The organism is Ectothiorhodospiraceae bacterium BW-2, from assembly GCA_008375315.1.
In the GTDB taxonomy this organism is placed as follows: domain Bacteria; phylum Pseudomonadota; class Gammaproteobacteria; order Thiohalomonadales; family Thiohalomonadaceae; genus BW-2.
This window is the reverse complement of the sequence record CP032507.1, coordinates 680,259-704,599: the sequence shown is the minus strand read 5'-3', so window position 1 is coordinate 704,599 and position 24,341 is coordinate 680,259. Positions and strand designations below refer to the sequence as shown.

Below are 24,341 nucleotides of genomic sequence, written 5' to 3'. Positions count from 1 at the left end.
TAGCATGAAATTTGCGGGTGCGAATTAAAATTTAGTCTGTTTACCTAAGGAGCCTCAAACCATGTGTGATGAAATCAGTTGTCGTGCCAATTATGATCACCTGCCACCGATGGTGGTGCCGGACGAGCAGCGCCGAGCGTTTATGAAGGGGGCGCTATCGTTGCCGTTGGCGGCGATTTTGCTCGATCCGGCATTGGCGCGAGCGGCGGCAGCATCGGGGGGGGAGAGTGTGACTCTAACTAGCGACTCTGGGGTTAAGAGCAGCGCCTATGTTGCGCTACCTGAGGCCGAGCAGGCACCGACACTGCTGCTATTCCATGAGTGGTGGGGGTTAAATGACCAAATTAAGAGCGTGGCGCGAGAGTTTGCCAATGAGGGCTTTATCGCTGTTGCGATCGATCTCTATCAGGGCAGAGTGGCGACCAGTCGCGACGAGGCACGAGCCTATAAAGATGGCGTCGATAGTCAATGGGCTAACGCCGCCGTCAGCGGCTGGATTGAGTGGCTAAAGCAGCACTCGCGCAGTAACGGCAAAGTGGCGACGCTCGGCTGGTGCTATGGCGGTGGCTGGTCGCTCGATGCTTCGCTGCTCGCTCCGATCGATGCAACCGTTATCTACTACGGTAGTGTCGCGCGTAAGGCGGACGAGTTAAAGCCGTTAAAAGGGCCGATACTAGGACACTTTGGTACGCTGGATAAGTTTATTAACGAAAAGATGGTCGGCGCGTTTGAGAGGGAGCTCGATAAGAACGGCCACCCCTACCATAACTACTGGTACACCGCTGATCACGCCTTTGCTAACCCGACCGGAGCGCGGTATGACGCCGATGATGCCGCCCTGTCGTGGTCGAGAACACTCGCCTTTTTGCATAAACATCTTGATTAACTGATGACAGGATAACCATGGCTGACAACGCACTCACCGACGAGATTGAACAGCGCACCAATCTGGCCTACTCCAATAAGATGGAGATGCTGACCTTCTTTTTGACCGATAGGCAGCTTTATGGCATTAATGTATTTAAAATCATAGAGATAATCGAAACACCTAAACATATCACCTATATTCCACTAGTCGATGCCGCGATTGTCGGCACCATCAACTATCGCGGTAGTTCGGTGACAGTTATCGATATCGCTCGCCTGTTAGGGATGGAGGCGGTGAGTGAGGCGAAAGAGGGGTGTCGTCGGGAGGTGCTGCTGTGTGAATATAGCGGCACGATTCAGGGATTGATGATCTGCCACTCTAACGAGCTGATTATTCGTAGCTGGGAGGAGATTAAGAACCCGGGGCAGAAGCTGAACTACTCTACCTATCTAACGGCACTCGCCTATGATGATCGGGGTCGGACGGTACAGATTCTCGATATTGAGAAGCTACTAGCCGATATCGTTGGCATTAAACAGGAGGTGAGTGAGTCGATTCGTCGTCGAGTCGATCCGGCGGCGTTCGCCGATAAGCCGATTCTATTAGTGGATGACTCTAAGTCGGCGCGTATGTTTATGCAGAGCGTCTTAGAGCAGTTAGGGTTTCGTTATACCCTAGCTAGCAGCGCTAAAGAGGGGATGGAGCGGTTACAGGAGTCTCTAGGGGAGGGGAGGGAGCGCTATGCGATCATTATCTCCGATATTGAGATGCCCGATATGGACGGTTTTAGCTTTACTCGGGCGATTCGTACCGATGAGCAGCTACAGTTGACACCGGTGATTTTGCACAGCTCTATGAGTAATAAAACCAATGAATCGAAAGCCAAAAATGTCGGGGCTAATGAGTTTGTCGGTAAATATAACCCCGACGAGTTGGCTAGAGTGATCTTAAAATTACTACAGCAGCAGTGAGGTTCGTTCTCCCTAACGAACCTCTCCGACAGCTACTGCTCTCGTGGTAACGGTGGTTGCGGTTGAGTGTTAAGTGAGATATCAGTTGGTTGATAGCTCGGTAGCGCGACAGCGGGTTGCTGTGTCTTAGTCTCCTCATTCGGCAACTGGCCGGTGCCGATGAGGGTGCCGAGAGTGAGTGACGCGGAGATAATGACCGCTTCAATAATGCCAAAGCCTCGGTTCTGCTTGGGTGTCTTCATGATAATTTACCTCTTGAATAGCCATTGGAAGGGATATAGACGACTTCATAATTAGAAGTTACTAATATACTAATGCTTCCAAGCGGAAATGAAAGCGCTTTTTCACACGATAGGCCGACAAGCGGGGCTAAGTTGATCTACCAACAGCGCTTATTGACATCGATCAAGCAGAAGCAGCGGCAGGTAGCGCAAATAGGGTGTTAAAGTTGGTGGTTGTCGCCTCGGCAATGCTCTCAAAGGAGCGCTGTTGTAGTTCGGCGACCTTTTCGGCTACCGCAGTCACATAGCGCGGTTGGTTCGGTTTGCCGCGCCACGGTGTGGGGGCGAGATAGGGGGAGTCGGTCTCAACTAGCAGTCGCTCTAACGGTAGCTGCGCAACTACCTGCTGTAGCGGCTTGGCATTTTTAAAAGTGACAATGCCGGAGAGGGAGATGTAGAACCCTAGTGCCATCGCCGCCTCAGCCGTGGCTAAATCTTCGACGAAGCAGTGCATAATGCCGCCAGTCTGCTCTGCCCCCTCCTGCCGTAGGATATTGATAGTATCGTTAGCGGCCTCCCGACAGTGGATAATCAGTGGCTTTTTGATCTCTCTAGCTGCTTGAATGTGGCGACGAAAGCGCTGCTGTTGTAGCGTTTTATCGGGATTGTTACCATGAAAATAGTCTAGGCCCGTTTCACCAACCGCGATCACCTTGGTCGGTTTGGCCCACTCAATGAGCTGCTCTACCGTCGGCTCTGAGCTCTCATGCTCATTCGGATGAATACCGGCGGAGGCAAAGATATCGCTATGCTGCTGGGCAATATCGAGGATGGTGGCAATAGTGTCAGAGCGAATGGAGACATTGAGAAAGCGACTGATACCCGCTTCACGAGCGCTATTGAGATACGCCTCTAACGGCTCTCCCGTCTGCTGTGACAGTTGGTCAAGATGGCAGTGGCTATCGATAAGTGTGGACATATATTTTCCTGAATAGACTAGGGGAATTATCCGAGTGTGACTCGGGCTTGACGAAACAGTCGTAACCAAGGCCCCTCGGCTGGCCAATCGGCGGGGTGCCAAGAGTATTGTACTGTACGGAACAGCCGTTCGGGGTGGGGCATCATAATCGTCACTCGACCATCACGGCTAGTTAAGCCGGTGATGCCGAGGGGAGAGCCGTTAGGGTTAAAGGGGTACGCCTCGGTCGCTTGATGGTGGTGATCGACATAGCGTAGCGCCACCTGTTGGGCCTGGAGGAGATCCGCTACCTCTCCGCGTTCAAAACGGGCCTGCCCCTCACCGTGAGCAACGGCGATAGGGAGGATCGAGCCTGTCATGCCCTGTAGTAGCAGTGACGGCGAGGGGGGAATTTCAACTAACGATAGCCGCGCCTCAAACTGCTCTGAAAGGTTACGCACAAAGCGGGGCCATAGCTCGGTACCGGGGATTAACTCATGTAGGTTAGAGAGCATCTGACAGCCGTTACAGACCCCTAAGGTAAAGGTATCGTTGCGCTGAAAGAAGAGGCTAAACTGATCTCTAAGGCGCGGGTTAAACAGAATCGACTTCGCCCACCCCTCACCGGCACCGAGGACATCGCCATAGGAGAAGCCGCCACAGGCCGCTAGGCCTGCAAAGTCGGCTAAATCGGCGCGTCCTGCGAGAAGATCGCTCATGTGCAGATCAATGGCATCGAATCCAGCCTGTATAAAAGCCGCTGCCATCTCCCGCTGGCCGTTGACTCCCTGTTCACGCAAAATGGCTACTTTCGGTAACAGACCGCGGTTGATATAGGGGGCACAAATATCTTCGCTCGGATCAAAACTGAGCTGAACACGCATACCAGGATCGTCCTGTAGTAGCTGATCATACGCCTGTTGGGCGGTATCGCTATTATCGCGCAGCTTCTGTATCTGGTAGCTAGTTCCATTCCAGAGCCGCTGCAGTTGGATACAATCCCCGCTATAGCTGAGTCTGTTGTGGTGAACTATCGTAATGGTACGGGTACGGGTCGGGATGGCAACCAGAGTGGCCGCTTCGAGCAGTCGATAGCGTTGTAGCTGCTCTAGTAGTTCACTACAACGATCGTTGGCAATCTGCACGACAAAGCCGGGTGACTCATGGCAGAGCCACGGCAGTAGCGCTGACTGATCTCCTATGATGCGGAGTCCACAGTGGCTGGCAAAGGCCATCTCTAGCAGGGTAATAAGGAGGCCGCCATCACTGCGATCATGGTAGGCGAGTGCCAATTGGGTCTCAATGAGCTGATCCATGAACGCTACGGCGCGTTTAAAGCGGTCACTATCACCTAAATCGGCAGCTCTCTCGCCGAGGGCACCATAGACTTGTGCTAGTGCTGAGCCTCCGAGCGGGGTATCGCCGCGACCTAAATCGATAAGCCACAGTTGGCTATCAAGGGTGGTATCGAGTTGCGGGGTGAGGTGGTTGCGAACATCGGTGATCGGCGCGAAGGCGGAGATAATGAGCGATAGTGGGGCGGTGACACTCTGCGGCTGCTGATCCTGCTGCCAGAGCGTCTTCATCGACATCGAATCTTTACCGACTGGAATGGTGATCCCTAGGTCGGGACAGAGCATTAAGCCGATGCTCTTCACGGCCTCATAGAGGCGGACATCTTCGCCCGGGTGGCCGGCGGGGGCCATCCAGTTAGCCGAGAGGACGAGCCGCTCTAGGGTCGGGCCGATCCCTGCTCCGAGCAGGTTGGTTACCGCTTCGGCGACCGCTAAACGGGCGGCAGCGGTGGCATCGAGTAGGGCGACCGGGGCTCGTTCGCCTAGTGCCATCGCCTCGCCATGGTAGTCGTGGTAGTTAGCGCAGGTAATGCCGCAGTCGGCGACCGGCTCCTGCCACGGGCCGACTAGTTGATCGCGGCTCACTAAGCCGGTGACGCTACGATCACCGATGGTAATTAAGAACTGTTTACTCGCAATGGTCGGGAGTTGGAGCAGTCGGGCAATCGCCTCCTCCAGATCGACTTTAGCCAGATCGAATGGGGCTAAGGCGGGGGCCGTGGTGGTAACTCGGCGCTCCATTTTGGGCGGCTTACCGAGCAGCAGCGCTAGCGGTATATCGATAGGGTGGTTATTGAAGTGGCTGTCGTGTAGCTGTAGCTGCTGTTCAGCTGTGGCGGTGCCGATAATGGCCATCGGGCAGCGCTCCCGTTCACAGAGGGCGCTAAAGTTAGCGATATCGGCGTCAGCGATAGCTAGTACGAAGCGCTCTTGCGCCTCGTTGCACCAGATCTCCATCGGGGACATTCCCGGCTCGTCGTTCGGAATGGCTCGTAGCTCAAAGCGGGCACCGCGACCGGCATCGTTAACTAGTTCTGGCATGGCGTTAGAGAGTCCGCCGGCGCCGACATCGTGAATGGAGATAATCGGGTTGTTCTCCCCGAGCTGCCAGCTACGATCAATCACCTCTTGGCAACGGCGCTGCATCTCCGGATTGCCGCGCTGTACCGAGGCAAAGTCGAGGTCGGTGCCGGAGCTGCCGGAGCTCATCGATGAGGCCGCCCCGCCGCCGAGGCCAATTAACATCGCCGGCCCCCCCAGTACTACCAATTTGGCACCTACGGGGATGGTCTGCTTCTTTACTTGGGTGGCGTCAATCGTCCCGACTCCCCCAGCGAGCATAATCGGTTTATGGTAGCCGCGCACTTCGCACTGGCCATGATGGTACACCTGCTGCTCATAGGTGCGAAAGTAGCCATTGATAGTGGGACGGCCAAATTCGTTATTAAAGGCGGCGCTGCCGAGGGGCGCTTCGAGCATAATCTCCAGCGCTGAGGCGATACGATCGGGCTTGCCGATATCGTGCTCCCAGGGGTGGGTCGCTCCTGGTAGCTTGAGATTGGAGACTGAAAAGCCGGCCATGCCTGCTTTCGGTTTTGAGCCACGGCCAGTCGCCCCCTCATCTCGAATCTCGCCGCCCGAACCGGTAGCCGCACCGGCGAATGGGGCGATAGCGGTGGGGTGGTTATGGGTCTCGACCTTCATTAAAATAGCGCTATTGAGTGGCCGGTAGCGGTAGTGGTGGTTCTCATCGGTCACTAGCTGTTGCGACTCTCGCCCGGTGATAACGGCGGAGTTATCTTCATAGGCCGAGAGAATACCCTCACTATGGCACTGGTAGGTGTGGCGAATCATGCCAAATAGCGACATAGTGCGAGCTTCTCGATCGGTTATCCAAGTGGCATTAAATATCTTGTGGCGACAGTGCTCCGAGTTAGCTTGGGCGAACGACATCAGCTCGGTATCGGTTGGGTTGCGTGCTAACGCGGTAAAGCTCTCTAGCAGATAGTCGATCTCATCCTCAGCTAGCGCTAGCCCCCAGTCACGGTTAGCTCGCTCCAGTTCGGTGCGCCCTCCGCCGAGGATATCGACCCAACGCAGCGGGGTCGGGGTATGGTCAGCAAAAAGCGCTTGAGCCTGATCGAGGTGGTGTACGATCTGCTCGACCATACGGTCGTGCAGTAGGGGCAGAATGGGGATGAGTTCATCGGGGTGGTGAACGCCGCTTAGTGTCAACTCAGTGGCTCGCTCTAGCCGCACGATCCCCTCTAGGGCGCAGTGGTGGGCAATATCGGTCGCTTTGGTTGACCAGGGGGTGATGGTTCCGATGCGGGGGATAACCAGTAGCCGTACCGTGGCCAAACTAGACGGCTCTGATTCTTCGGCATTGAAGTCGCCATACTCTAGCAGCCGCTGTAGTCGCTCTAGCTCCGATGCCGAGAGGGGCGAGCGGCTCTTCACCAAATGGAGATAGCGGCTTGTTAGCGCCTTTAGCTGGGGTAGCTGCTGTTGACACTGCTGTAATAGGCGTTGTAACCGAAACGGGGAGTGGGCACGAGGGCCGGGTAGAGATTGCATCATGATCGTTTTATCCGCTCAGAGGCCACACCCCCCGCCACCACAGCGGCCGCCACTCATACAGGCGGGCGCTTCGGGATTTTTTAACGCCCCACTGCTGACGATACCGCCGCCACTAATCAATTTGGTGACGGGGGTATCGGGGGCAATCTCAGCTAGAGGGATAGCGGCTATAGCGCAGAGCTGCTGCCAAGTCTCGATCTGTTCGGTCATGGCGTGTTTGACCTCATAGACTTGCTGATTCGCTTCACAAAGGTAGTCATAAGTAGGCATCTCTCTCTCCTATTATGTCGTGGTTATCCATGGAAATATTAAGTTTGCAATGCCCGTATGAGTTGGGCAATAACCTCTAGCCGCTGAGCCTCTTCAGGCATCGGTTGGTTGATTTTAAGCCGCTGCTGTGGATCGAGCTGAAATCGCTGCGGCTCTGCCTGCAGCAGTTGAATCATTTTTATCGGATCAAAGGGGGGGTGGTCGATAAAGGTGATGCGGCCAAATTTTTCGCCCATCTCAAGGCGACGAATGCCGAGTGGATAGAGCTGCTGTTTTAGCTGCATTAGGGTAAAGAGGCGTTTGGCAGGCTCTGGGAGCAGCCCAAAACGGTCGATTAACTCCGCCTGTAGCTCATCGAGACCGGCCTGATCGCTCTGGCTGGCGATCCGTTTATAGAGAACGAGTCGGGTATGGACATCGGTGATGTAGCTCTCAGGTAGCAGCGCCGGTAACCCTAGCTCGATCTCGATCTTAGGGCTCTCGCTCTCCTCCTCCGCGCTCCCGCCATCGCCATGCTGCTGTAGCGCCTTGACTGCCCGCTCTAGCAGTTCGGCATAGAGGGTAAAACCGACCTCATGCATCTGGCCACTCTGATCATCGCCTAACAGCTCACCGGCACCGCGAATTTCGAGATCGTGAGTCGCTAGGGTAAAGCCGGTGCCTAGCTCCTCAATCGACTCAATCGCCTCTAGCCGTTTTTGGGCATCCTTTGTCAGGCTTTGACAGTTATTGACCAAAAGGTAGGCGTAGGCGCGGTGGTGCGAACGCCCGACCCGTCCTCGTAGCTGGTAGAGTTGGGCGAGGCCGAAGCGATCGGCGCGGTTAATAATAATGGTATTGGCGCTGGGGATATCGATACCGGTCTCGATAATAGTAGTGCAGAGCAGTAGATTGTAGCGCTGGTGGTAGAAGTCGGACATTACCTGCTCTAGATCGCGTTCGCGCATCTGGCCGTGAGCTGTCGCAATGCGGGCATCGGGGAGTAGTCCCTCTAGGCGTTGGGAGATCTTCTCAATCGTCTCGATCTCATTATGGATGAAGTAGATCTGACCGCCCCGACGCAGCTCTCGCTGGCACGCCTCAAAGATGAGGCTATCACTCCAGTCGTGGACAAAGGTTTTGACCGCTAGCCGCTTTGCCGGCGGGGAGGCGATAATCGATAGGTCGCGAATGCCGCCTAGTGCCATATTGAGGGTACGGGGGATGGGGGTCGCGGTGAGGGTTAAGAGATCGACCTCGGCCCGTAGCTGTTTAAACTGCTCCTTCTGTCTGACGCCGAAACGGTGCTCCTCATCGATAATCACTAGCCCTAAGTTGTGATACTCAATCCCCTTTTGGAGTAATTTATGGGTGCCGATAACGATATCGAGCTGACCAGAGGCTAGCTCTGCCACCACCTGGCGGCTCTCTTTGCCCGAACGAAAACGGGAGAGGGCGGCGATATTGACTGGCCAGTTGGCAAAGCGATCCCGAAAATTTTGCAGATGCTGCTCCGACAGCAGTGTAGTCGGAACCAGCACCGCTACCTGTCGTCCCGCCTGAACCGCGATAAAGGCGGCTCGCATCGCCACTTCGGTTTTGCCGAAGCCGACATCGCCACAGATCACTCTATCCATCGGTCGGGGAAGAGCCATATCGCTGATGACCGCCTCGATCGCGTCGAGCTGATCGGGGGTCTCCTCAAACGGAAACTCAGCGGCAAATTTGTGGTACTCCTGCTCGGCCGGTTGATAGATAAATCCCTGTTGTGCCGCCCGTTTAGCATAGATGGCTAGCAGCTCGGCGGCCACATCGCGCACCCTCTCTTTCGCCTTTCGTTTAGCCCGTTCCCAAAGACCGCTGCCGAGCTTGTGCAGCGGGGCGGTCTCGGCTGAGGCGCCGCTGTAGCGGTGAATCAGATCCAGCGCCGTTACCGGTACGTAGAGCGTATCGCCGCCAGCATACTCAAGCTGTAAAAACTCCTGCAGGGTGCCTCCGAGCTCCATGCTCTTTAGGCCTCGATAGCGCCCCACACCGTGATCTTCATGCACCACGGCCGAACCGAGCTGTAGTTCGGCGAGATTGCGAATCACACTCTCTTGATGACGATGGGTCTGGCGTCGGCGTCGGCGCTGCATCACCTGCTGGCCGTAGAGCTGGCTTTCGGTAATGAACGCAAACTGGTTATGGGTATCGATAAACCCCTCATCGAGGGCGGCGACCGTTAGGCAGTGGCGACTGGTGTGGTTTAAAAACGCCTGCCACCCCTCGACGGGAGTGGGGGTGAGCCCCGCTTGCTGTAACATCTGCTGTAAGATCTCACGCCGACCGGTCGATTCGGCACTAAAGAGAGTGCGCCCCTGAAAGTCGTGGCAAAACTGCTGTAGTGGCGCAGAGGGGGTCGCTAACTGCGGATTGAGCATTAGCGGGGGTAGCGGGCGGGTAGCGAAGTTATCACCGTGGCGCTCTGGCGGGACGGCAAAGGTGCCGACATCGATACGACGCAGCGACTTAAAGGCCGCAAAGAGTTGATCTGGCAGCATAAAGAGCTGTTCGGGGGGGAGGGGCCGGCGCTCTGGTTCATAGTGGGCTAACTGGTAGCGATCTCGATATTCACGGGCAAATAGCGCTGCGGCCTGCTCGATATCGCCGTGGAGGCAGAGGGTGGTCTCTGAGGGGAGATAGTCAAAGAGAGTGGCGCTCTGGTCAAAAAAGAGTGGCAGATAGTACTCAATTCCGGTCGGCATATTGCCGCAGCTTACCTCACGATAGATGAGGCTCTGCTGTGGATCGCCTTCAAACTGCTGCCGAAAATTGTGGCGAAAAGTGGCCACCCCCGCCTCATCGATCGGAAACTCCCGCGCCGGGAGGAGTCGAATCGTCTCTGTCTGGTTAAGTGATCGCTGCGTATCGGGATCGAAAGTACGCATGGTATCGACCTCATCATCAAACAGCTCGATACGGTAGGGGAGCTGACTGCCGCTAGGGAAGAGATCGAGCAGGCTACCCCGAACGGTAAACTCGCCATGCTCCATCACCTGGTTGACATAGCGGTAGCCGTGCTGCTCTAGTTCTCGTCGCATGGTCTCAAGCGCTACCCTCTCTCCTCGCTGTAGCAGCAGGGTATGGCTCGCGACGAAGCTGGGGGGCGGCAGGCGGGTCATTAGCGTTGAGACCGGAATAATGACCACGCCGTGCTGAATTTGGGGCAGACGGTAGAGCGTTTCGAGTCGGGCAGAGATAATATCTTGATGGGGTGAGAAGCGATCATAGGGGAGAGTCTCCCAACTCGGAAAGGGGAGCAGCGGCACGCTAGCGTCACTATCGCGGTTAAAGAAGCTCAGCTCCCGCTCTAAGCGTAGCGCCGAGCTGGAGTCGGCGGTAACTAGCAGCAGCAGACTCTGTTGGCTTTGGGCTAGGCGCTGTAGAGTGAGGGCGATGGCGCTGCCGTAGAGCTCGCCCCAAGCAAATCGCTGCCCAGTGGCTATCTTAACCGTCGGGGAGAGGAGATCGATCATAGCGTTGCGATAAGCTGTTGATGAATCTCCACAACCTGGGTTCTGAGAGCGCTCTCATTGTGACTGTTGTCGATAATATAGTCGGCGGCGGCTAGCCGCTCCGAGCGCGACAGTTGGGAGGCGATGGCGATTTGCGCCTGCTCTTCGGTAAGCTGATCGCGCTGACAGAGGCGGGAGAGCTGTTGCGAGCTGGGGGTATCGACCACGATGATCGCTTGGGTATAGCACTGCCATCCTGCCTCTAGCAGCAGCGGCACCTCCCAAATCAGGTAGCCGTGGGGGGGAGGAGGGGTGTAGCGGGAGCTGCTCTGCTGTAGCTGTTCGAGAATGAGTGGCTGTAGCAGCGACTCTAGCCAGAGTCGATCATTCGGATGGGTAAAGAGGTGGTGGCGCAGCTTTCGGCGGTTAATTGTGCCATCGACCTCCACAATCGTCTCACCATAGTGGCCGACTATCGCTTGAAAAGCCGGTTTGGGGGGATCGAGCAGAGTGCGACCGATATGATCAGCATTAAAGACGGTAATCCCGAGCTGGCTAAAGAGGCGACTCACGCTGCTCTTACCCGCGGCGATCCCTCCGGTCAGCCCGATAATGGGGTGAGTTAACTTAGCCACTGTAGATAGTGGTGGATAGTGGTCTCGCCCCAGAGTAGCGCTATCCAGCCTGCTAGAGCGAGGTAGGGGCCAAAGGGAATCGGCTGGGCGCGTTGGTGGTTTTTAAACAGCATGAGATAGAGGCCGATCACCGTACCGCAGAGGGCGGAGAGGATAATCACCAGCGGGAGCTGCTGCCAGCCGAGCCAAGCGCCGAGCGCCGCGAGCAGCTTAAAGTCACCAAATCCCATCCCCTCTTTACCGGTTAGCAGTTTAAACAGCCAATAGACCGACCAGAGTGAGAGATAGCCGATCATGGCCCCGATAAGGCTCTGCTCTAGTGTCACTGTGGTAAGCCCTAAGAGGGCTAGGAGAATGCCGGCCCACATCAGCGGCAGAGTTAACTGATCGGGCAGTAGCTGCTGATCGAGATCGATAAAAGTGAGGGCGATTAGCGTCCAGCTAAAGAGTAGCGCCGCCGGTAGCATGGCGCTATACCCTAGCTGCCATGCGACTACCACCGATAGCAGGGCCGTGAATAGCTCGACTAACGGATAGCGCAGCGAGATAGGGGTGTGACAGTGGCGACAACGACCCCGCTGCCACAGATAGCTAAACAGGGGGATATTCTCTAGCACCCCGATAGGGTGGCGACACTCGGGGCAGTGGGAGGAGGGGTGAATGAGGTTGAGCGGTGGCTCGGTTGGAGGAGTCTGATCGGCGTGGAGTAGCTCATGGCACTGGGTGCGCCAGTCGGCGAAGAGCATTAGCGGCAGACGGTGGATAACCACATTGAGAAAGCTGCCGATGAGCAGCGACAATAGGGCGACGACGCTCAGTAGTAGCGGCGGCGACTGTTCAAGTAGTTGTAGTAGCTCCATCGGTAGGGTTAGACGGCGGCACCCATGGCAAAGATAGGCAGATACATGGCAATAATAATTGTCCCGACCAAGCCACCGAGAACGACCATAATCACCGGCTCCATCAGGCTGCTCAGTGCATCGACCATATTATCGACCTGCTCCTCATAGAAATCGGCCACTTTACTGAGCATCTTATCTAACGCTCCCGACTCCTCGCCGATATTGGTCATCTGCACTACCATGGCGGGAAAGATTTTCACAAAGTTCATCATCTCTGTAATAGAGGTTCCCGACTCGACCCCATCGCGCATCTCTAGTACCGCCTTTTTGTACTTTCTAAGGCCCACGGCACCGGCGACCGACTCCATCGCCTCGACCAGTGGCGTTCCTGCGGCAAACATGGTCGAGAGGGTACGGGCAAAGCGGGCGATCGCCGATTTGGTTAAAATCTCGCCGACTACCGGTATTTTTAACACAAATAGCTCAAAGTTATCGGCAAAGGTATCGGAGCGCTTATTGAGCTCTTTAATGGTCAATACCAGCGCCACGATACCGCCGAGGACGACCCACCAGTAGGCCTGCATGATCTCAGAGGCCTGAATGACCATCAGGGTCAATCCGGGTAGTTCGGCACCAAAGCCCTCAAATATCTCCTGAAACTGGGGGATAACAAAAATCAACAGACCGGCGGTGACCCCCAGTGCTACCACCAGCACTGCAATAGGATAGGTCATCGCCTTTTTAACCTTGCCTTTAATCGCTTCGGTCTTTTCACGGTAGGTAGCGACCTTATCGAGCATACTCTCTAAGATACCGGCCTGCTCGCCGGCATTAATCAGGTTGCAGGAGAGTTCATCAAAATATTTGGGGTGTTTAGCGAGCGCCTCGGCGATGGTGCCCCCCCCCTCGATATCGCCCTTAATGGTTAGGATGAGCGCCTTCATCGCCGGATTTTCGGAGCCGTTGCCGACTAACTCAAACGCTTGTACTACCGGCACACCGGAGGACATCATCGTCGCTAACTGGCGAAAAAAGACGCCAATATCTTGCGTGGTAATTTTGGCCGATTTAGCGCCGGCACTGCCAAAGAGTGGTTTAGGCTTCTTCTTTACCGCCCCTGGGGTGATTCCCATCTTTCGTAGTTCGGCCTTAACTAGCGTGACACTGGTGCCGGTCATCTCACCGTCACGGCTACGACCGGTACGATCTAGCCCCTTCCAGAGGAAGGTATCGACCCTCTTTTTGGCTCCACCTCGCTGTTTTTGCGCCATGCTGCTCTACCGTCCTCTGTCTGTCTGTGTTTGCTACGCTATTCGTTGGTCACGCGATTAATTTCGGCTAGGCTAGTGACGCCCTGTAACACTTTTTTAAGCGCCGATTGTCGTAGATCGGGAATCCCCTCTTTTTTAGATTGTTCCGCTAGCGCAATGGCATTGCCACCGGCCATGATAATTTTGCCCATCTCATCGGAGATCGGCATCACTTGATAGATACCGACCCGTCCCTTAAAGCCTTCGTTGCATTGAGAGCAGCCGACTGCGCGATAGATTTTAGTCCTGCCAGAGAGGATCTCCTCTACCTGTTCCGGTTCAAATCCCTCATCCTCCAGCGCCTTTTGGGGGATATCTTCTGGCGTTTTGCAATTTTTGCACAGCCGTCGTCCGAGTCGTTGGGCGATAATGAGGTTGACTGCCGAGGCGATATTATAGGGGGCGACGCCGATATTCATCAGTCGTGCTAGCGTCTGTGGAGCGTCATTGGTGTGGAGGGTGGACATCACCATATGGCCCGTTTGCGCCGCCTTAATTGCGATTTCGGCGGTGGTGATGTCGCGAATCTCCCCCACCATGATGATATCGGGGTCTTGACGCAAAAAGGCTTTGAGGGCAGCGGAGAAGGTGAGGCCGACCTTATCGTTGACATTAACTTGGTTAATCCCCTCAAGGTTAATCTCTGCCGGATCTTCTGCGGTCGAGATGTTGCGCTCTTCGGTGTTTAAGATATTGAGACCGGTGTAGAGCGAGACCGTTTTACCCGAACCGGTCGGGCCGGTCACTAAGATCATGCCGTGGGGTTTGGCGAGGTTATCGAGGTAGAGCTGCTTCTGCTCCGGTTCATAGCCGAGCATATCGATACCGAGTTTAGCGCTACTCGGGTCGAGAATACGCATCACGGTCTTCTCGCCAAATAGGGTCGGACAGGTGCTGACACGAAAGTCGATCGCCTTGTTTTTAGAGAGCTTGAGTTTAATACGGCCATCTTGTGGTATTCGCCGCTCAGAGATATCGAGCCGCGACATGACTTTAATTCGCGCCGCGAGCTTGCCTGCGAGCTGTATCGGTGGCGAGGCGACCTCTTTGAGGATGCCATCGACCCGCAGACGGATACGGTAGCGCTTTTCGTAAGGCTCAAAGTGGATATCGGAGGCACCTTTATTGATGGCATCAAGCAGAATTTTGTTAATAAACCGCACTACCGGTGCATCATCAGCATCTGACTCGGTGACACCATCATCGCTGCGCTCATCGCTACTAATATCGAGTTCATCGAGATCGCTGTCGCTCAGATCGCCCATTGAGCTTGCGCCAGCATCGAGTATTTTGGTGATGAGCGCCGCTAGTTTATCCTCTTCAACTAAAATCGCTTCGGCAATCACCCCAGCATGAAATTTGAACTCGTCGAGCGCTGTCATGTTGGTCGGATCGGAGATGGCGACATAGAGGCGGTTGCCGCGCTTGAAGATCGGCAGGGCGTGGTGGGTGCCGATTAACTTCTCATCGACCGATTTGAAGATGGTCTCTTCAGCATCGAGGACGGAGAGATCGAAAAAGGGGAGACCGAAGGTCTCTGCCGCTTGGGTGGCAATCGCGTGGGCGGAGGCAAGTTTTTGACTTACCAGATGGCTGATAAAGGGGACTCCCTCCTTTTTGCAGCTCTCTAGCGCTTCAGCGGCAGCTTCGGCTTCAATTAAGTTGTGTTGAACTAGGTGGCGCGCCAGCCCAGTTAGGTTAGTTGTCGCGGTGGTCATTGCGCTTAGCGTTCCTCATATCAGCAGCAGAATCTGTTGGCTATGGCTGCGAAAATACACCGTTATGGCGCAATAATCTAGTCTCGGGAGAGAATTACATCTCAAAACCGGCTTGTTGATAGTAGGCTTTCGCCTTCGCCTCATCGATGGGCACCCCTTTGCCCTCTTGGTAGATCATCCCTAAGGTGGTGAGTGAGCCGGTTAATCCTTGTGTGGCCGCCTTTTCAAACCACTCAATCGCTTGGGTTATATCTTGCCTTACCCCTTCGCCTTCCATGTACATAAAGCCGATACCGTGTTGTGCGAGAGGGTGGTTCTGATCGGCCGCCCTTTGCATCATTGTGGCTGCCCGTTGTAGATCGGCACTGCCGATAAGGCCGTTTTGGTGCATGATGGCGACGCGGTACTGCGCTTCGGCGTTACCCTGTTCCGCTAGCGGGGAGAGTAGTTGCATGGCGGTGGCAAACTGTTTTGATTCGAAGGCGTTAACTCCGCTACGAAGGGTCATCTCATCTGCGGCTGACATAGTTATGGGCTCCTAAAAATAGTCATTAAGTTGAGTCAAAAGGGATAGACTCCCTACCATGCTGGCGCTACGGTCTAAATTCAATTGTCAGCGCCGCTAGAGCGCTAGCCGACTCGATAGGCCGATCTGTTCAGCCGCGTGGATGAGAGCAGAGGAGGGCTCTTTCCAGCTCACTTCAATGTTGAGCCGCTCTGCTTTAAGCCAAAAGGCGAGTAGTAGCTGTAGCGCTGCCCCATCGACCCGTTCGACCGCGGCACCATTAAGCGTTATCGAGTTAGCACCGGCTAGCTGCTCAGTGAGCTGCGTCTTTAGCAGCGCCGCTGAGGCCACATCGAGTCGGGGGTCGAGTATTAGTTCACCGACCGTGGTCGCGCTCGTGGTTACAGGAGCGGCCGCGGGGGGGGGAGGGGGCGGGCTGCTCTCTGGTTGGTTCATCCACGCGAGGGGATCGAAACCGATATCATCCATCTCGTTACTACTCATGATTCATGACTCTCTTGTTAACTAGATCGGTGGCTAAATCGCTATAGTCGCTAGCGCCATAACTGTTGGGACGATAGTCGAAGATACTTTGGTGAAAACCGGGGCTCTCTGCCAGCTCAACCGACTCCCGAATCGGGGTAGCTAGCACTCTGCCGGGAAAGTATTGCAGCAGTTTTTGCCGAATGCCGCGAGTTAGTTTGCGCCTGCCTTGGTAGCGGGTCATCACAAACCAGAGCGGCAGATGGTGGTTAAGGCTCTTTTCGATATGGCGGAAGATGCCGATGAGACGGGAGAGACCGAGCAGGGCGAGATAGTCTCCAGTAACCGGTACGAGCACCTCACTGCTAGCTAACATGGCGTTAATCACCAAGAGCCCAGAGGAGGGGGGGCAGTCGATGAGGACAAAGTCGTAGCCCTCGGTGTCGTTAAGGGCGTTACGGAGGCGGTAGGCGAGTGCCGCCGAGCCCGACTGCTGCTCATACTCAGCCAGTTTAGGGCCGGCAGGCAGCAAAGCGAGGTTATCTCGCAGGGGTTTAATGATCGAGGCGACCGTCTGCTGCTGTGTCAGTAGCCCATCTAGCCCGGGATCGCGGTTACTCGCAAAGCCGCTGCTAATGGTGAGGTGGCCCTGCGGATCCATATCTAACATCAAGACTCGATGCCCCATCGCCATGAGGGCATGGCTGAGATTGAGGGTGGTGGTGGTTTTGCCAACTCCACCCTTATGGTTCATCACAGCAAGGGTACGCATCGATTAGAACTAACTCCGGTGAACAGGTCTAACGGGAACAGGATGGAGGAAGTGTAACCGAAAAGGGCGCTAGAGGACAAAAATTATCTCTCAATTCCGTTACCCGAACGCTTCGGTTATACTTGCTCTCCTCGAAACGGTATAGAGGGGCATTTAGCGTTTTCTCTCTGATGGTAATCCTGTTAAACTCAAAGGTAACCGTTCACTCTCCCTCCTTAATCTCCCTCTCCCGGCGGGAGAGGGTTGGGGTGAGGGGTAAAATTTAGCGGGGAGAGTGAACGGTTACACTCAAAGTTTTAAAGAACACGATAATTTTTTGACTCTCCAAGGAGAAGCTTATGGCAACGATTCTTGCGGTGGACGATTCGGCCTCTATGCGCCAGATGGTCTCGTTTACCCTTAAGGGGGCTGGACACAGTGTTGTGGAGGCAAACGATGGTCAGCAGGCGCTTGATAAGGCCAAGCAGGGTAAATTTGATCTGGTGTTAAGTGATGTCAATATGCCGGTGATGGATGGCATTACCCTCGTCAAGAATCTTCGCACCCTGCCCGACTATAAATTTACGCCCATCTTAATGCTAACGACCGAGTCGGCGGGTAACAAAAAGGCTGAGGGGAAGCAGGCCGGCGCGACCGGCTGGATCGTTAAACCGTTTAACCCAGAGCAGTTACTGAAGACGATAACCAAGGTGCTTGGGTAACGCTGCTTAAACTGAAACCATTGGGGAGAGCGTCATGAGCTTCGATATGTCGCAGTTCCTGCAGACCTTCTATGAAGAGAGCTTTGAGGGGCTGGAGGTGATGGAGAGTGGTCTGCTCGATCTGAATGTAGGGGCGGCGGATAATGAGCTAATTAACTCGATCTTTCGTGCGGCCCACTCGATTAAGGGGGGGAGCGCCACCTTTGGGCTTAGCGATGTCTCATCGTTTACCCATCTAATGGAGACGCTGCTCGATGAGCTGCGTGACGGTACCCGTGATGTGAGTCAAACGCTAGTTGATCTGCTGCTAAAATCGGTAGATATTCTGCGGGAGATGCTCGAAGGGAATCAGAGTGGGGAGGCGATTGACCAAGGGCGGGTCGCGGCGATGCAGCAGCAGCTACAGCAGATGCTTGACGGTGGCGCTGAGGCGATGAGCGCTAGCGCAGTGGCTGTAGCGAGTGAAGCGAGTGAGTCGGATTTGAGTGGGTGGGTGATCGATTTCACCCCCCACACCCATCTCTACCATACCGGTAACGATCCGGTGCGGATTTTGCGTGAGCTGCACGATTTTGGTGAGCCACGACTTGTGGTCCACTACGATAAACTGCCCGATTTTGATGAACTTAACCCTGAAGAGAGCTACCTAGGCTGGACGATCGAGCTGGAGGGGCAGATCGAGAAGAGCGATCTGGACGACATTTTTGTCTGGGTGGAAGATGATTGTGAGCTCACCATCGCGCCGTTAAGAGAGGTGAGTAGTCTCGACGAGCCGGATCCAACACCAATACCAATACCAATACCAACACCAACACCAACACCAACACCAATACCAACTCCCGCCTCTCCCTCTGCCGAGACAAACTCTAGCGCTGTTGCTCGCAAAGGTGGAGGGGATAGTAGCTCAATTCGGGTCAGCATAGAGAAGGTGGATGCGGTGATTAACCTAGTCGGCGAGCTGGTGATTACCCAGTCGATGTTAAGCACCTTGGGCGAAAATTTCGACATGAACCAGATTCAGAAGCTGCGTGATGGGCTAGCGCAGCTAGAGCAGAATACCCGCGAGCTACAGGATGATGTTATGCGGATGCGGATGATGCCGATTAGCTTCGTCTTTAACCGCTTTCCACGCATGGTGCGCGATTTAAGCCAGCAGCTTGGTAAAGATATTGAGCTAGTGATGTCGGGAGAGGGGACTGAGCTCGATAAGACCCTCATCGAAAATATTACCGACCCTCTAGTCCATCTAGTGCGAAACAGTGTCGATCACGGTATTGAGTCGGCCACAGAGCGGACGGCAGCCGGAAAGCCGGCGACCGGTCATGTCTATCTTAACGCCTTTCATCGTGGTGGCAATATCGTCATTGAGGTGAAAGATGATGGCCGCGGGCTCAATGCCGATAAGATCTACCAAAAGGCGTTAGAGCGCGGGGTGATCGCCCCCGATACCCAGCTACCGCAGGATCAGATCTACGCCCTCATCTTTCAGCCCGGCTTCTCAACGGCTGATCAGGTGAGTGATGTCTCTGGCCGTGGTGTCGGGATGGATGTCGTGCGGCGCAATATCCAAAAACTAGGTGGTACGGTCGATATAACCTCTGAGTGGGGCAGAGGCTCCACCATGACGGTACGGCTGCCGTTGACTCTAGCGATTCTCGATGGCCAGACGGTATCGGTCGGGGAGGAGACCTATATCGTCCCTCTCGTATCGATTGTCGAATCGCTTCAGATTAAACCGGGGATGGTTAACAAGATGGTTGGCCAAGGGGAGACTTTTGTGCTGCGCGGTGCCTATCTGCCGATTATTCGTCTCGGCGAGCTGTTTGGCATTGAGACGCAGGCGAAGAGCCTAGAGGAGGGGTTACTGGTTGTCGTTGAGGGGGAGGGGAAGGTCATCGGACTCTTTGTCGATGATCTACAAGGGCAGCAGCAGGTGGTGATTAAATCGCTAGAGTCGAACTATCAGCGTATTGAGGGTATCTCGGGGGCGACGATTCTGGGCGATGGCTCGGTGGCGCTCATTCTCGATATTCCTAGCCTGATTCGGATGTCAAATCGCCATAACAGAGTGCGTTCGGCGAAACCGGCAGAGCGGCTAGCCGCCGCCTTCTAGGTTTTCTACCATTGATTAGCAAGCAGTAAACAGCAGAGCAGGATGAGCAATATGACAACACAACCGATAGTGGCCGGAATCGATAGTAGCCTAGAGCAGCTACGGCAACGTGGCGATAATCAGCAGTTTCTGACCTTCACCTTAGGGGAGGAGAGCTACGCGGTCGATATTCTGCGGGTACAGGAGATCAAGGGGTGGAGTCCGGTGACCCATATTCCTAACACCCCCGACTATCTGCGTGGGGTGCTCAACCTGCGCGGCACCATTGTCCCGATTATCGATCTACGCATGCGCTTTCAGCTACAGCGTGTCGAATATACCCCTGTGACGGTGGTGATTGTACTCTCGGTAGCGTCGGGGGAGAAGCCTCGCACGCTCGGTATTGTCGTTGATGGGGTCTCAGATGTCTTAACGGTTGCGACCGATGATATCAAGCCGACCCCCGACTTTGGTGGTCCGATTAGTACCGAATATATTCACGGTCTAGTGAGCATCAACGAGCAGATGATTATGTTGCTAGATATCGATCTGCTGTTAAGTATTGCCGAACTCAGAGCTATCGACAACATTAAATCGTGATTTAAACATTAACTAGGTACTGTTAAGGAGCAAGCGGTGTCGCTACACAAAACTACGCTATTGACTGCTGTTCTATCGGCTGTGTTACTGCTACTGGCTGTGGCGCTGGTCAGCTATCTTAGTGCCGCGCAGGCGATGGTCGGGGTGGCGCTACTGACAGTAGCGGTACTAGGGCTGGGGTATCGCCTCGCCCGAGTGATCGATCATCAGCTACGACAGCTAGCTGGGCAGATAGCGGCGGCGGCGGCAGGCGAGGCCTCTAGTCAGCAGAGCCCCTATCGCGGGGCGCTTGGGGAGGTGTACCAAGCGGTGCAGCAGCTACAGGGGCGTATTGCTGCTCTGCAGCGGGAACTAGAGCAGTCGGGTGGCGCGGTGGGGCGTGCGGTGGGCTCAATGAACCACTTAGCTGGCGAGGTGGCGCAGCTTCTGGTTTCGACTACCGATCACATTACCACGACGCTACAGAGTGTGGAGGAGTTAACCGGTACGGTGAAGCAGACGGCCGATAACGCCCTGCAGGCGAATCAGTTAGTCAATGGGACGCGATCGCAGGCGGAGAACGGCGGCAGTGTTGTGAGTCGGGCGGTGGGGGCGATGGGTGAGATTAATCAGTCGAGTAACCGAATCGCCGATATTATTGGCGTCATTGACGAAATCGCCTTTCAGACCAATCTACTTGCACTCAATGCGGCGGTAGAGGCAGCTCGTGCCGGCGAGCAGGGGCGCGGTTTTGCCGTGGTAGCCGGTGAGGTGCGCAATCTGGCCCAGCGCAGCGCTGAGGCGGCCAAAGAGATCAAAAAGCTAATTGAAGATAGTGTCGAAAAGGTAAAACACGGCTCGGCGCTAGTCGATGAGTCGGGGGAGACGCTGCAGCAGATCGTGGTGAGCGTGAAGAAGGTGACCGATATCGTCTCTGACATTTCGGCGGCTAGCCAAGAGCAGTCACAAGGCATCGAGGAAATTAATCGGGCGCTCATCCAGATAGAGGGGACGCTACAGCGCAGCCATAGCGCTGCTAGCTCAATGGTCTCGACGGCAACAGAGACCGAACGGGCGCTTGAACAGTTGAACCACTCAATGCAGTGGCGGCCCCATCGAAGCGAGAGTGTAAACACAGCGCTCAGTGAGACCAGAGCGGTGGCAAAGCCGCAATCGCGTCCGCGTCCTGCCGTATCAGCGCCATCGGCTACCCGTAGCAGCCCAGCGACGACAGCCGCTCGAGCTGCCCCGCCAGTGCCGGCAAAGGGGGAGCCTCCTGCTAAACCAAAACCGGTGGCGGCGACCTCGCATGTTAGCCATGAGGATGACGATGAGTGGGAAGAGTTTTAAATTAAGTAACGCTAATGAGTCATCGAGAGTTCGAGTTTTCAGATCGCCACTTTGAGATCATAAAAAACTTTATCGCCGACCATGCGGGTATTGCCCTGACCGAAGCGAAGCGTGATATGGTCTATGGCCGCCTGGTCAGGCGTCTGCGGGCGACCCGTATGGCCGATTTTGATAGCTATTTAGTCCATCTGAACGATGCTAACAACCCCGAAGTGGTCAACTTTGTCAATGCGTTAACGACCAATCTCACCTCCTTTTTTCGCGAGAACCACCACTTCGAGTTTCTGCGTACCCAAGCGTTACCCGAGTTAGAGCGGGCGCGTAGCGGTTCACGCAAGCTGCGTCTCTGGTCTGCCGGCTGCTCAACCGGGGAGGAGCCCTACTCGTTAGCGATGACAGTGTTGGAATACTTTGATAACAAACCGGGCTGGGATATTTCGATTATGGCGACCGATCTCGATACCAATGTGGTCAATACCGCCAGAGCGGGCATCTATACGATGGATCGGGTTAAAGATCTCTCCCGTGACCGACTTAAACGCTGGTTCTTAAAGGGTAAAGGGAGCAATCAGACTAAGGTAAAGGTGAAAGCGGCGCTGAAGCAGCCGCTCCACTTTATGCCGCTAAATCTGCTCCAAAATTGGCCGTTTCAGGAGCCGTTTGATATTATCTTCTGCCGTAACGTAGTGATCTATTTTAACAAAGAGACCCAAAAGGGGCTGTTTGAGCGCTTTGCCGAGCAGTGTGCTGAGGATGGCTATCTGCTGATAGGTCACTCCGAATCGTTACACCGAGTCAGTGATCGTTTTAAGCTGTTAGGTCAGACCATTCACTCCAAAATCTATTAGAGGCGATAATCGTCGAGATGTTTTCTACTTCGCGCCACCACTCCCCTGACGGAGAGCCGCTGCCACCTGCGCTGGAGGGGTTCGAGTCGATCAATCGTTACTGGGATCGAGCCAATCGCTGCTTCGCCGCCAAAATCCTACCGGGCGAGTTCTATGTGACCCGTGAGGATGAGATGATTACTACCGTGCTCGGCTCCTGTGTCGCCGCCTGCATTCGCGATAAGCTGTTCGGCATCGGTGGCATGAACCACTTTATGTTGCCGCTCGATGATGGGGGAGGGAGTTGGAACGGGATGAGTGAACTGGCTCGCTCTACCCGCTATGGCAACTACGCCATGGAGCACATGATTAATGAGATCCTAAAGCACGGTGGCCGCCGTAATAATTTGGAAGCTAAAGTCTTTGGCGGTGGTCAGGTGTTGACCGAAGGGTCTGATATTGGGCGTAAAAATATCGAGTTCGTTCACAAATTCCTAGCCGATGAGGGGATTGAGCTAGCGGGTGAGAATGTGGGTGATATCTACCCACGCAAGGTGAACTACTACCCTAGAACAGGATTGGCAAGAATGAAAAAGCTAAAACAGGCCCACAACCAGACAATTATTAGCCGCGAGCGCAGCTATATGTCGGAGCTTCGGCAGGAGGAGGTTAGCGGTGATATTGAGCTGTTCGATTAACCCTCTCTACGCTAAACAGAATCAGATAACAGGAACCCCTATTTATGGCGATTAAAGTACTCATAGTAGATGACTCGGCGATGATTCGCCAACTCATGACTGAATTACTCGGTAGCGCTCCGGGGATAGAGGTTGTCGGTGCCGCTGCCGATCCCTACATTGCCCGCGAGATGATTAAGCAGCTTAACCCCGATGTGTTAACGCTCGATGTTGAGATGCCGAGAATGGATGGCTTAACCTTTTTGCGTAACCTAATGCGCCTGCGGCCGATGCCGGTAGTCATGATCTCCTCGTTAACCGAAAAGGGGGCCGATGTCACGCTACAGGCGCTGGAGATAGGGGCGATCGATTTTATTACCAAACCGAAAATTGATCTCCAGGCGGGGCTGAACGACTATCGTGATCTGATTGTCGAAAAGGTCAAAATGGCCGCTAAGGTGCAGGTCAACCGGCTGGTGGCAGCGCCACGAACTCCTGCCTCAACCGGAGAGATTGCCCCTAAATTGAGCGCTGATGCGGTGATCGCCTCTAGCAGACGCAGCAGCCAACACTTTCAGACCACCGATAAGATTATCGCCATCGGTGCCTCTACCGGAGGGACTGAGGCGCTACGCTGCATTATGGCTGAACTGCCGCCTACCATGCCGGGAATGGTGATTTCGCAACATATTCCTCCCGCCTTTAGCACCACCTTTGCGGCCCGACTCAATCGCGAATCGGCGCTGAGCGTCTGCGAAGCGACCGATGGCCAGCAGATTCTACCCGGCCATGTCTATGTCGCCCCCGGTGCCTACCATCTACTCGTTGAGCGCAGTGGCGCACGCTATATCTGCCGTATTAACGATGGCCCCCGAGTCAATCGACACAAACCGTCGGTGGATGTGATGTTTCGCTCTGTCGCGCAAAATGTCGGCCCCAATGCCGTCGGGGTCATCCTGACCGGTATGGGCGATGATGGTGCTAGAGGGCTACTAGAGATGCGCCAGGCCGGGGCCGAGACCTTCGCCCAAGACGAGGCGACTAGCGTGGTGTGGGGGATGCCGGGCGAGGCGGTTAAATTAGAGGCGGCGACGGCGCAACTCCCCTTACCGATGATCGCAACGCGACTAATGCAACTACAGTAGTTCCAC

General features: G+C 54.9%; 21 protein-coding genes. 9 read left to right on the top strand and 12 right to left on the bottom strand.

Annotated features, from left to right (window positions below):
- Positions 1-61: 61 nt before the first annotated feature.
- Together D5085_03250 and D5085_03245 are read left to right on the top strand one after the other, a co-directional pair.
- Entirely contained in the window at positions 62-886 is an 825-nt protein-coding gene (locus tag D5085_03250) for a dienelactone hydrolase family protein (protein QEP42236.1), read from the top strand.
- Between the two features lie 17 nt (positions 887-903).
- Positions 904-1,839, top strand: a complete 936-nt coding sequence (locus D5085_03245; protein QEP42235.1) for a chemotaxis signal transduction protein CheV — start codon at positions 904-906, stop codon at positions 1,837-1,839.
- Between the two features lie 32 nt (positions 1,840-1,871).
- Here the strand turns inward: D5085_03245 and D5085_03240 are convergent, their stop codons facing one another.
- The 12 genes from D5085_03240 to D5085_03185 all read right to left on the bottom strand — a co-directional run bounded on the left by D5085_03240 (position 1,872) and on the right by D5085_03185 (position 16,964).
- Positions 1,872-2,081 carry a hypothetical protein gene (locus tag D5085_03240; protein ID QEP42234.1) on the bottom strand — a complete coding sequence of 70 codons (210 nt, stop codon included), beginning with the start codon at positions 2,079-2,081 and terminating at the stop codon, positions 1,872-1,874.
- A gap of 163 nt (positions 2,082-2,244) precedes the next feature.
- Entirely contained in the window at positions 2,245-3,039 is a 795-nt protein-coding gene (locus D5085_03235) for a TatD family deoxyribonuclease (protein ID QEP42233.1), read from the bottom strand.
- A gap of 26 nt (positions 3,040-3,065) precedes the next feature.
- Positions 3,066-6,950 (bottom strand): phosphoribosylformylglycinamidine synthase, encoded by a 3,885-nt coding sequence (locus D5085_03230; protein QEP45035.1) that lies wholly within the window; start codon positions 6,948-6,950, stop codon positions 3,066-3,068.
- Between the two features lie 18 nt (positions 6,951-6,968).
- Positions 6,969-7,223: a zinc ribbon domain-containing protein gene (locus D5085_03225; GenBank protein QEP42232.1), complete on the bottom strand. Its 255-nt coding sequence runs from the start codon at positions 7,221-7,223 to the stop codon at positions 6,969-6,971.
- A 38-nt stretch (positions 7,224-7,261) separates the two neighbouring features.
- Complete coding sequence (locus tag D5085_03220) at positions 7,262-10,720, bottom strand: transcription-repair coupling factor (GenBank protein QEP42231.1); 3,459 nt, start codon at positions 10,718-10,720, stop codon at positions 7,262-7,264.
- On the bottom strand, positions 10,717-11,382 hold the full coding sequence (locus D5085_03215; GenBank protein ID QEP42230.1) for a dephospho-CoA kinase: 666 nt from the start codon (positions 11,380-11,382) through the stop codon (positions 10,717-10,719). Before D5085_03215 ends, D5085_03220 begins: the two co-directional genes overlap by 4 nt.
- A complete protein-coding gene (locus tag D5085_03210) occupies positions 11,322-12,194 on the bottom strand; it encodes a prepilin peptidase (protein QEP42229.1) in 873 nt (290 codons plus the stop codon). Before D5085_03210 ends, D5085_03215 begins: the two co-directional genes overlap by 61 nt.
- Before the next feature lie 8 nt (positions 12,195-12,202).
- Positions 12,203-13,447 carry a type II secretion system F family protein gene (locus D5085_03205; protein ID QEP42228.1) on the bottom strand — a complete coding sequence of 415 codons (1,245 nt, stop codon included), beginning with the start codon at positions 13,445-13,447 and terminating at the stop codon, positions 12,203-12,205.
- Between the two features lie 38 nt (positions 13,448-13,485).
- Positions 13,486-15,204, bottom strand: coding sequence for a type IV-A pilus assembly ATPase PilB (gene pilB / locus D5085_03200; protein QEP42227.1), 1,719 nt, complete (start codon positions 15,202-15,204; stop codon positions 13,486-13,488).
- Positions 15,205-15,298: 94 nt separating this feature from the next.
- Positions 15,299-15,730 carry a sel1 repeat family protein gene (locus D5085_03195; GenBank protein QEP42226.1) on the bottom strand — a complete coding sequence of 144 codons (432 nt, stop codon included), beginning with the start codon at positions 15,728-15,730 and terminating at the stop codon, positions 15,299-15,301.
- 96 nt (positions 15,731-15,826) lie between these two features.
- A complete protein-coding gene (locus D5085_03190) occupies positions 15,827-16,213 on the bottom strand; it encodes an STAS domain-containing protein (GenBank protein ID QEP42225.1) in 387 nt (128 codons plus the stop codon).
- A complete protein-coding gene (locus D5085_03185) occupies positions 16,206-16,964 on the bottom strand; it encodes a ParA family protein (protein ID QEP42224.1) in 759 nt (252 codons plus the stop codon). The genes D5085_03190 and D5085_03185 overlap by 8 nt, the downstream gene beginning before the upstream one ends.
- Before the next feature lie 338 nt (positions 16,965-17,302).
- Here D5085_03185 and D5085_03180 point away from each other — a divergent pair, with 338 nt between their 5' ends.
- From D5085_03180 to D5085_03150, 7 genes are all read left to right on the top strand, one after another.
- Positions 17,303-17,665 carry a response regulator gene (locus tag D5085_03180; GenBank protein ID QEP42223.1) on the top strand — a complete coding sequence of 121 codons (363 nt, stop codon included), beginning with the start codon at positions 17,303-17,305 and terminating at the stop codon, positions 17,663-17,665.
- 34 nt (positions 17,666-17,699) lie between these two features.
- A complete protein-coding gene (locus D5085_03175) occupies positions 17,700-19,778 on the top strand; it encodes a chemotaxis protein CheA (GenBank protein QEP42222.1) in 2,079 nt (692 codons plus the stop codon).
- Between the two features lie 51 nt (positions 19,779-19,829).
- Positions 19,830-20,357, top strand: coding sequence for a chemotaxis protein CheW (locus D5085_03170; protein ID QEP45034.1), 528 nt, complete (start codon positions 19,830-19,832; stop codon positions 20,355-20,357).
- Between the two features lie 393 nt (positions 20,358-20,750).
- The gene (locus D5085_03165) at positions 20,751-21,686 is read left to right on the top strand and encodes a hypothetical protein (GenBank protein ID QEP45033.1); all 936 of its coding nucleotides are present in this window, start codon (positions 20,751-20,753) and stop codon (positions 21,684-21,686) included.
- Between the two features lie 14 nt (positions 21,687-21,700).
- Positions 21,701-22,534: a chemotaxis protein CheR gene (locus tag D5085_03160; GenBank protein ID QEP42221.1), complete on the top strand. Its 834-nt coding sequence runs from the start codon at positions 21,701-21,703 to the stop codon at positions 22,532-22,534.
- Positions 22,535-22,551: 17 nt separating this feature from the next.
- Positions 22,552-23,211: a chemoreceptor glutamine deamidase CheD gene (gene cheD / locus D5085_03155; protein ID QEP42220.1), complete on the top strand. Its 660-nt coding sequence runs from the start codon at positions 22,552-22,554 to the stop codon at positions 23,209-23,211.
- Positions 23,212-23,255: 44 nt separating this feature from the next.
- The gene (locus tag D5085_03150; protein QEP42219.1) at positions 23,256-24,335 is read left to right on the top strand and encodes a chemotaxis response regulator protein-glutamate methylesterase; all 1,080 of its coding nucleotides are present in this window, start codon (positions 23,256-23,258) and stop codon (positions 24,333-24,335) included.
- The last annotated feature ends 6 nt before the right edge of the window (positions 24,336-24,341 follow it).

Coding starts and splice junctions, on each gene's coding strand:
- D5085_03250 (QEP42236.1), top strand. CDS start 62: ATGTGTGATGAAATCAGTTGTCGTGCCAATTATGATCACCTGCCACCG.
- D5085_03245 (QEP42235.1), top strand. CDS start 904: ATGGCTGACAACGCACTCACCGACGAGATTGAACAGCGCACCAATCTG.
- D5085_03240 (QEP42234.1), bottom strand. CDS start 2,081: ATGAAGACACCCAAGCAGAACCGAGGCTTTGGCATTATTGAAGCGGTC.
- D5085_03235 (QEP42233.1), bottom strand. CDS start 3,039: ATGTCCACACTTATCGATAGCCACTGCCATCTTGACCAACTGTCACAG.
- D5085_03230 (QEP45035.1), bottom strand. CDS start 6,950: ATGCAATCTCTACCCGGCCCTCGTGCCCACTCCCCGTTTCGGTTACAA.
- D5085_03225 (QEP42232.1), bottom strand. CDS start 7,223: ATGCCTACTTATGACTACCTTTGTGAAGCGAATCAGCAAGTCTATGAG.
- D5085_03220 (QEP42231.1), bottom strand. CDS start 10,720: ATGATCGATCTCCTCTCCCCGACGGTTAAGATAGCCACTGGGCAGCGA.
- D5085_03210 (QEP42229.1), bottom strand. CDS start 12,194: ATGGAGCTACTACAACTACTTGAACAGTCGCCGCCGCTACTACTGAGC.
- D5085_03205 (QEP42228.1), bottom strand. CDS start 13,447: ATGGCGCAAAAACAGCGAGGTGGAGCCAAAAAGAGGGTCGATACCTTC.
- pilB (QEP42227.1), bottom strand. CDS start 15,204: ATGACCACCGCGACAACTAACCTAACTGGGCTGGCGCGCCACCTAGTT.
- D5085_03195 (QEP42226.1), bottom strand. CDS start 15,730: ATGTCAGCCGCAGATGAGATGACCCTTCGTAGCGGAGTTAACGCCTTC.
- D5085_03190 (QEP42225.1), bottom strand. CDS start 16,213: ATGAGTAGTAACGAGATGGATGATATCGGTTTCGATCCCCTCGCGTGG.
- D5085_03185 (QEP42224.1), bottom strand. CDS start 16,964: ATGCGTACCCTTGCTGTGATGAACCATAAGGGTGGAGTTGGCAAAACC.
- D5085_03180 (QEP42223.1), top strand. CDS start 17,303: ATGGCAACGATTCTTGCGGTGGACGATTCGGCCTCTATGCGCCAGATG.
- D5085_03175 (QEP42222.1), top strand. CDS start 17,700: ATGAGCTTCGATATGTCGCAGTTCCTGCAGACCTTCTATGAAGAGAGC.
- D5085_03170 (QEP45034.1), top strand. CDS start 19,830: ATGACAACACAACCGATAGTGGCCGGAATCGATAGTAGCCTAGAGCAG.
- D5085_03165 (QEP45033.1), top strand. CDS start 20,751: ATGAACCACTTAGCTGGCGAGGTGGCGCAGCTTCTGGTTTCGACTACC.
- D5085_03160 (QEP42221.1), top strand. CDS start 21,701: ATGAGTCATCGAGAGTTCGAGTTTTCAGATCGCCACTTTGAGATCATA.
- cheD (QEP42220.1), top strand. CDS start 22,552: ATGTTTTCTACTTCGCGCCACCACTCCCCTGACGGAGAGCCGCTGCCA.
- D5085_03150 (QEP42219.1), top strand. CDS start 23,256: ATGGCGATTAAAGTACTCATAGTAGATGACTCGGCGATGATTCGCCAA.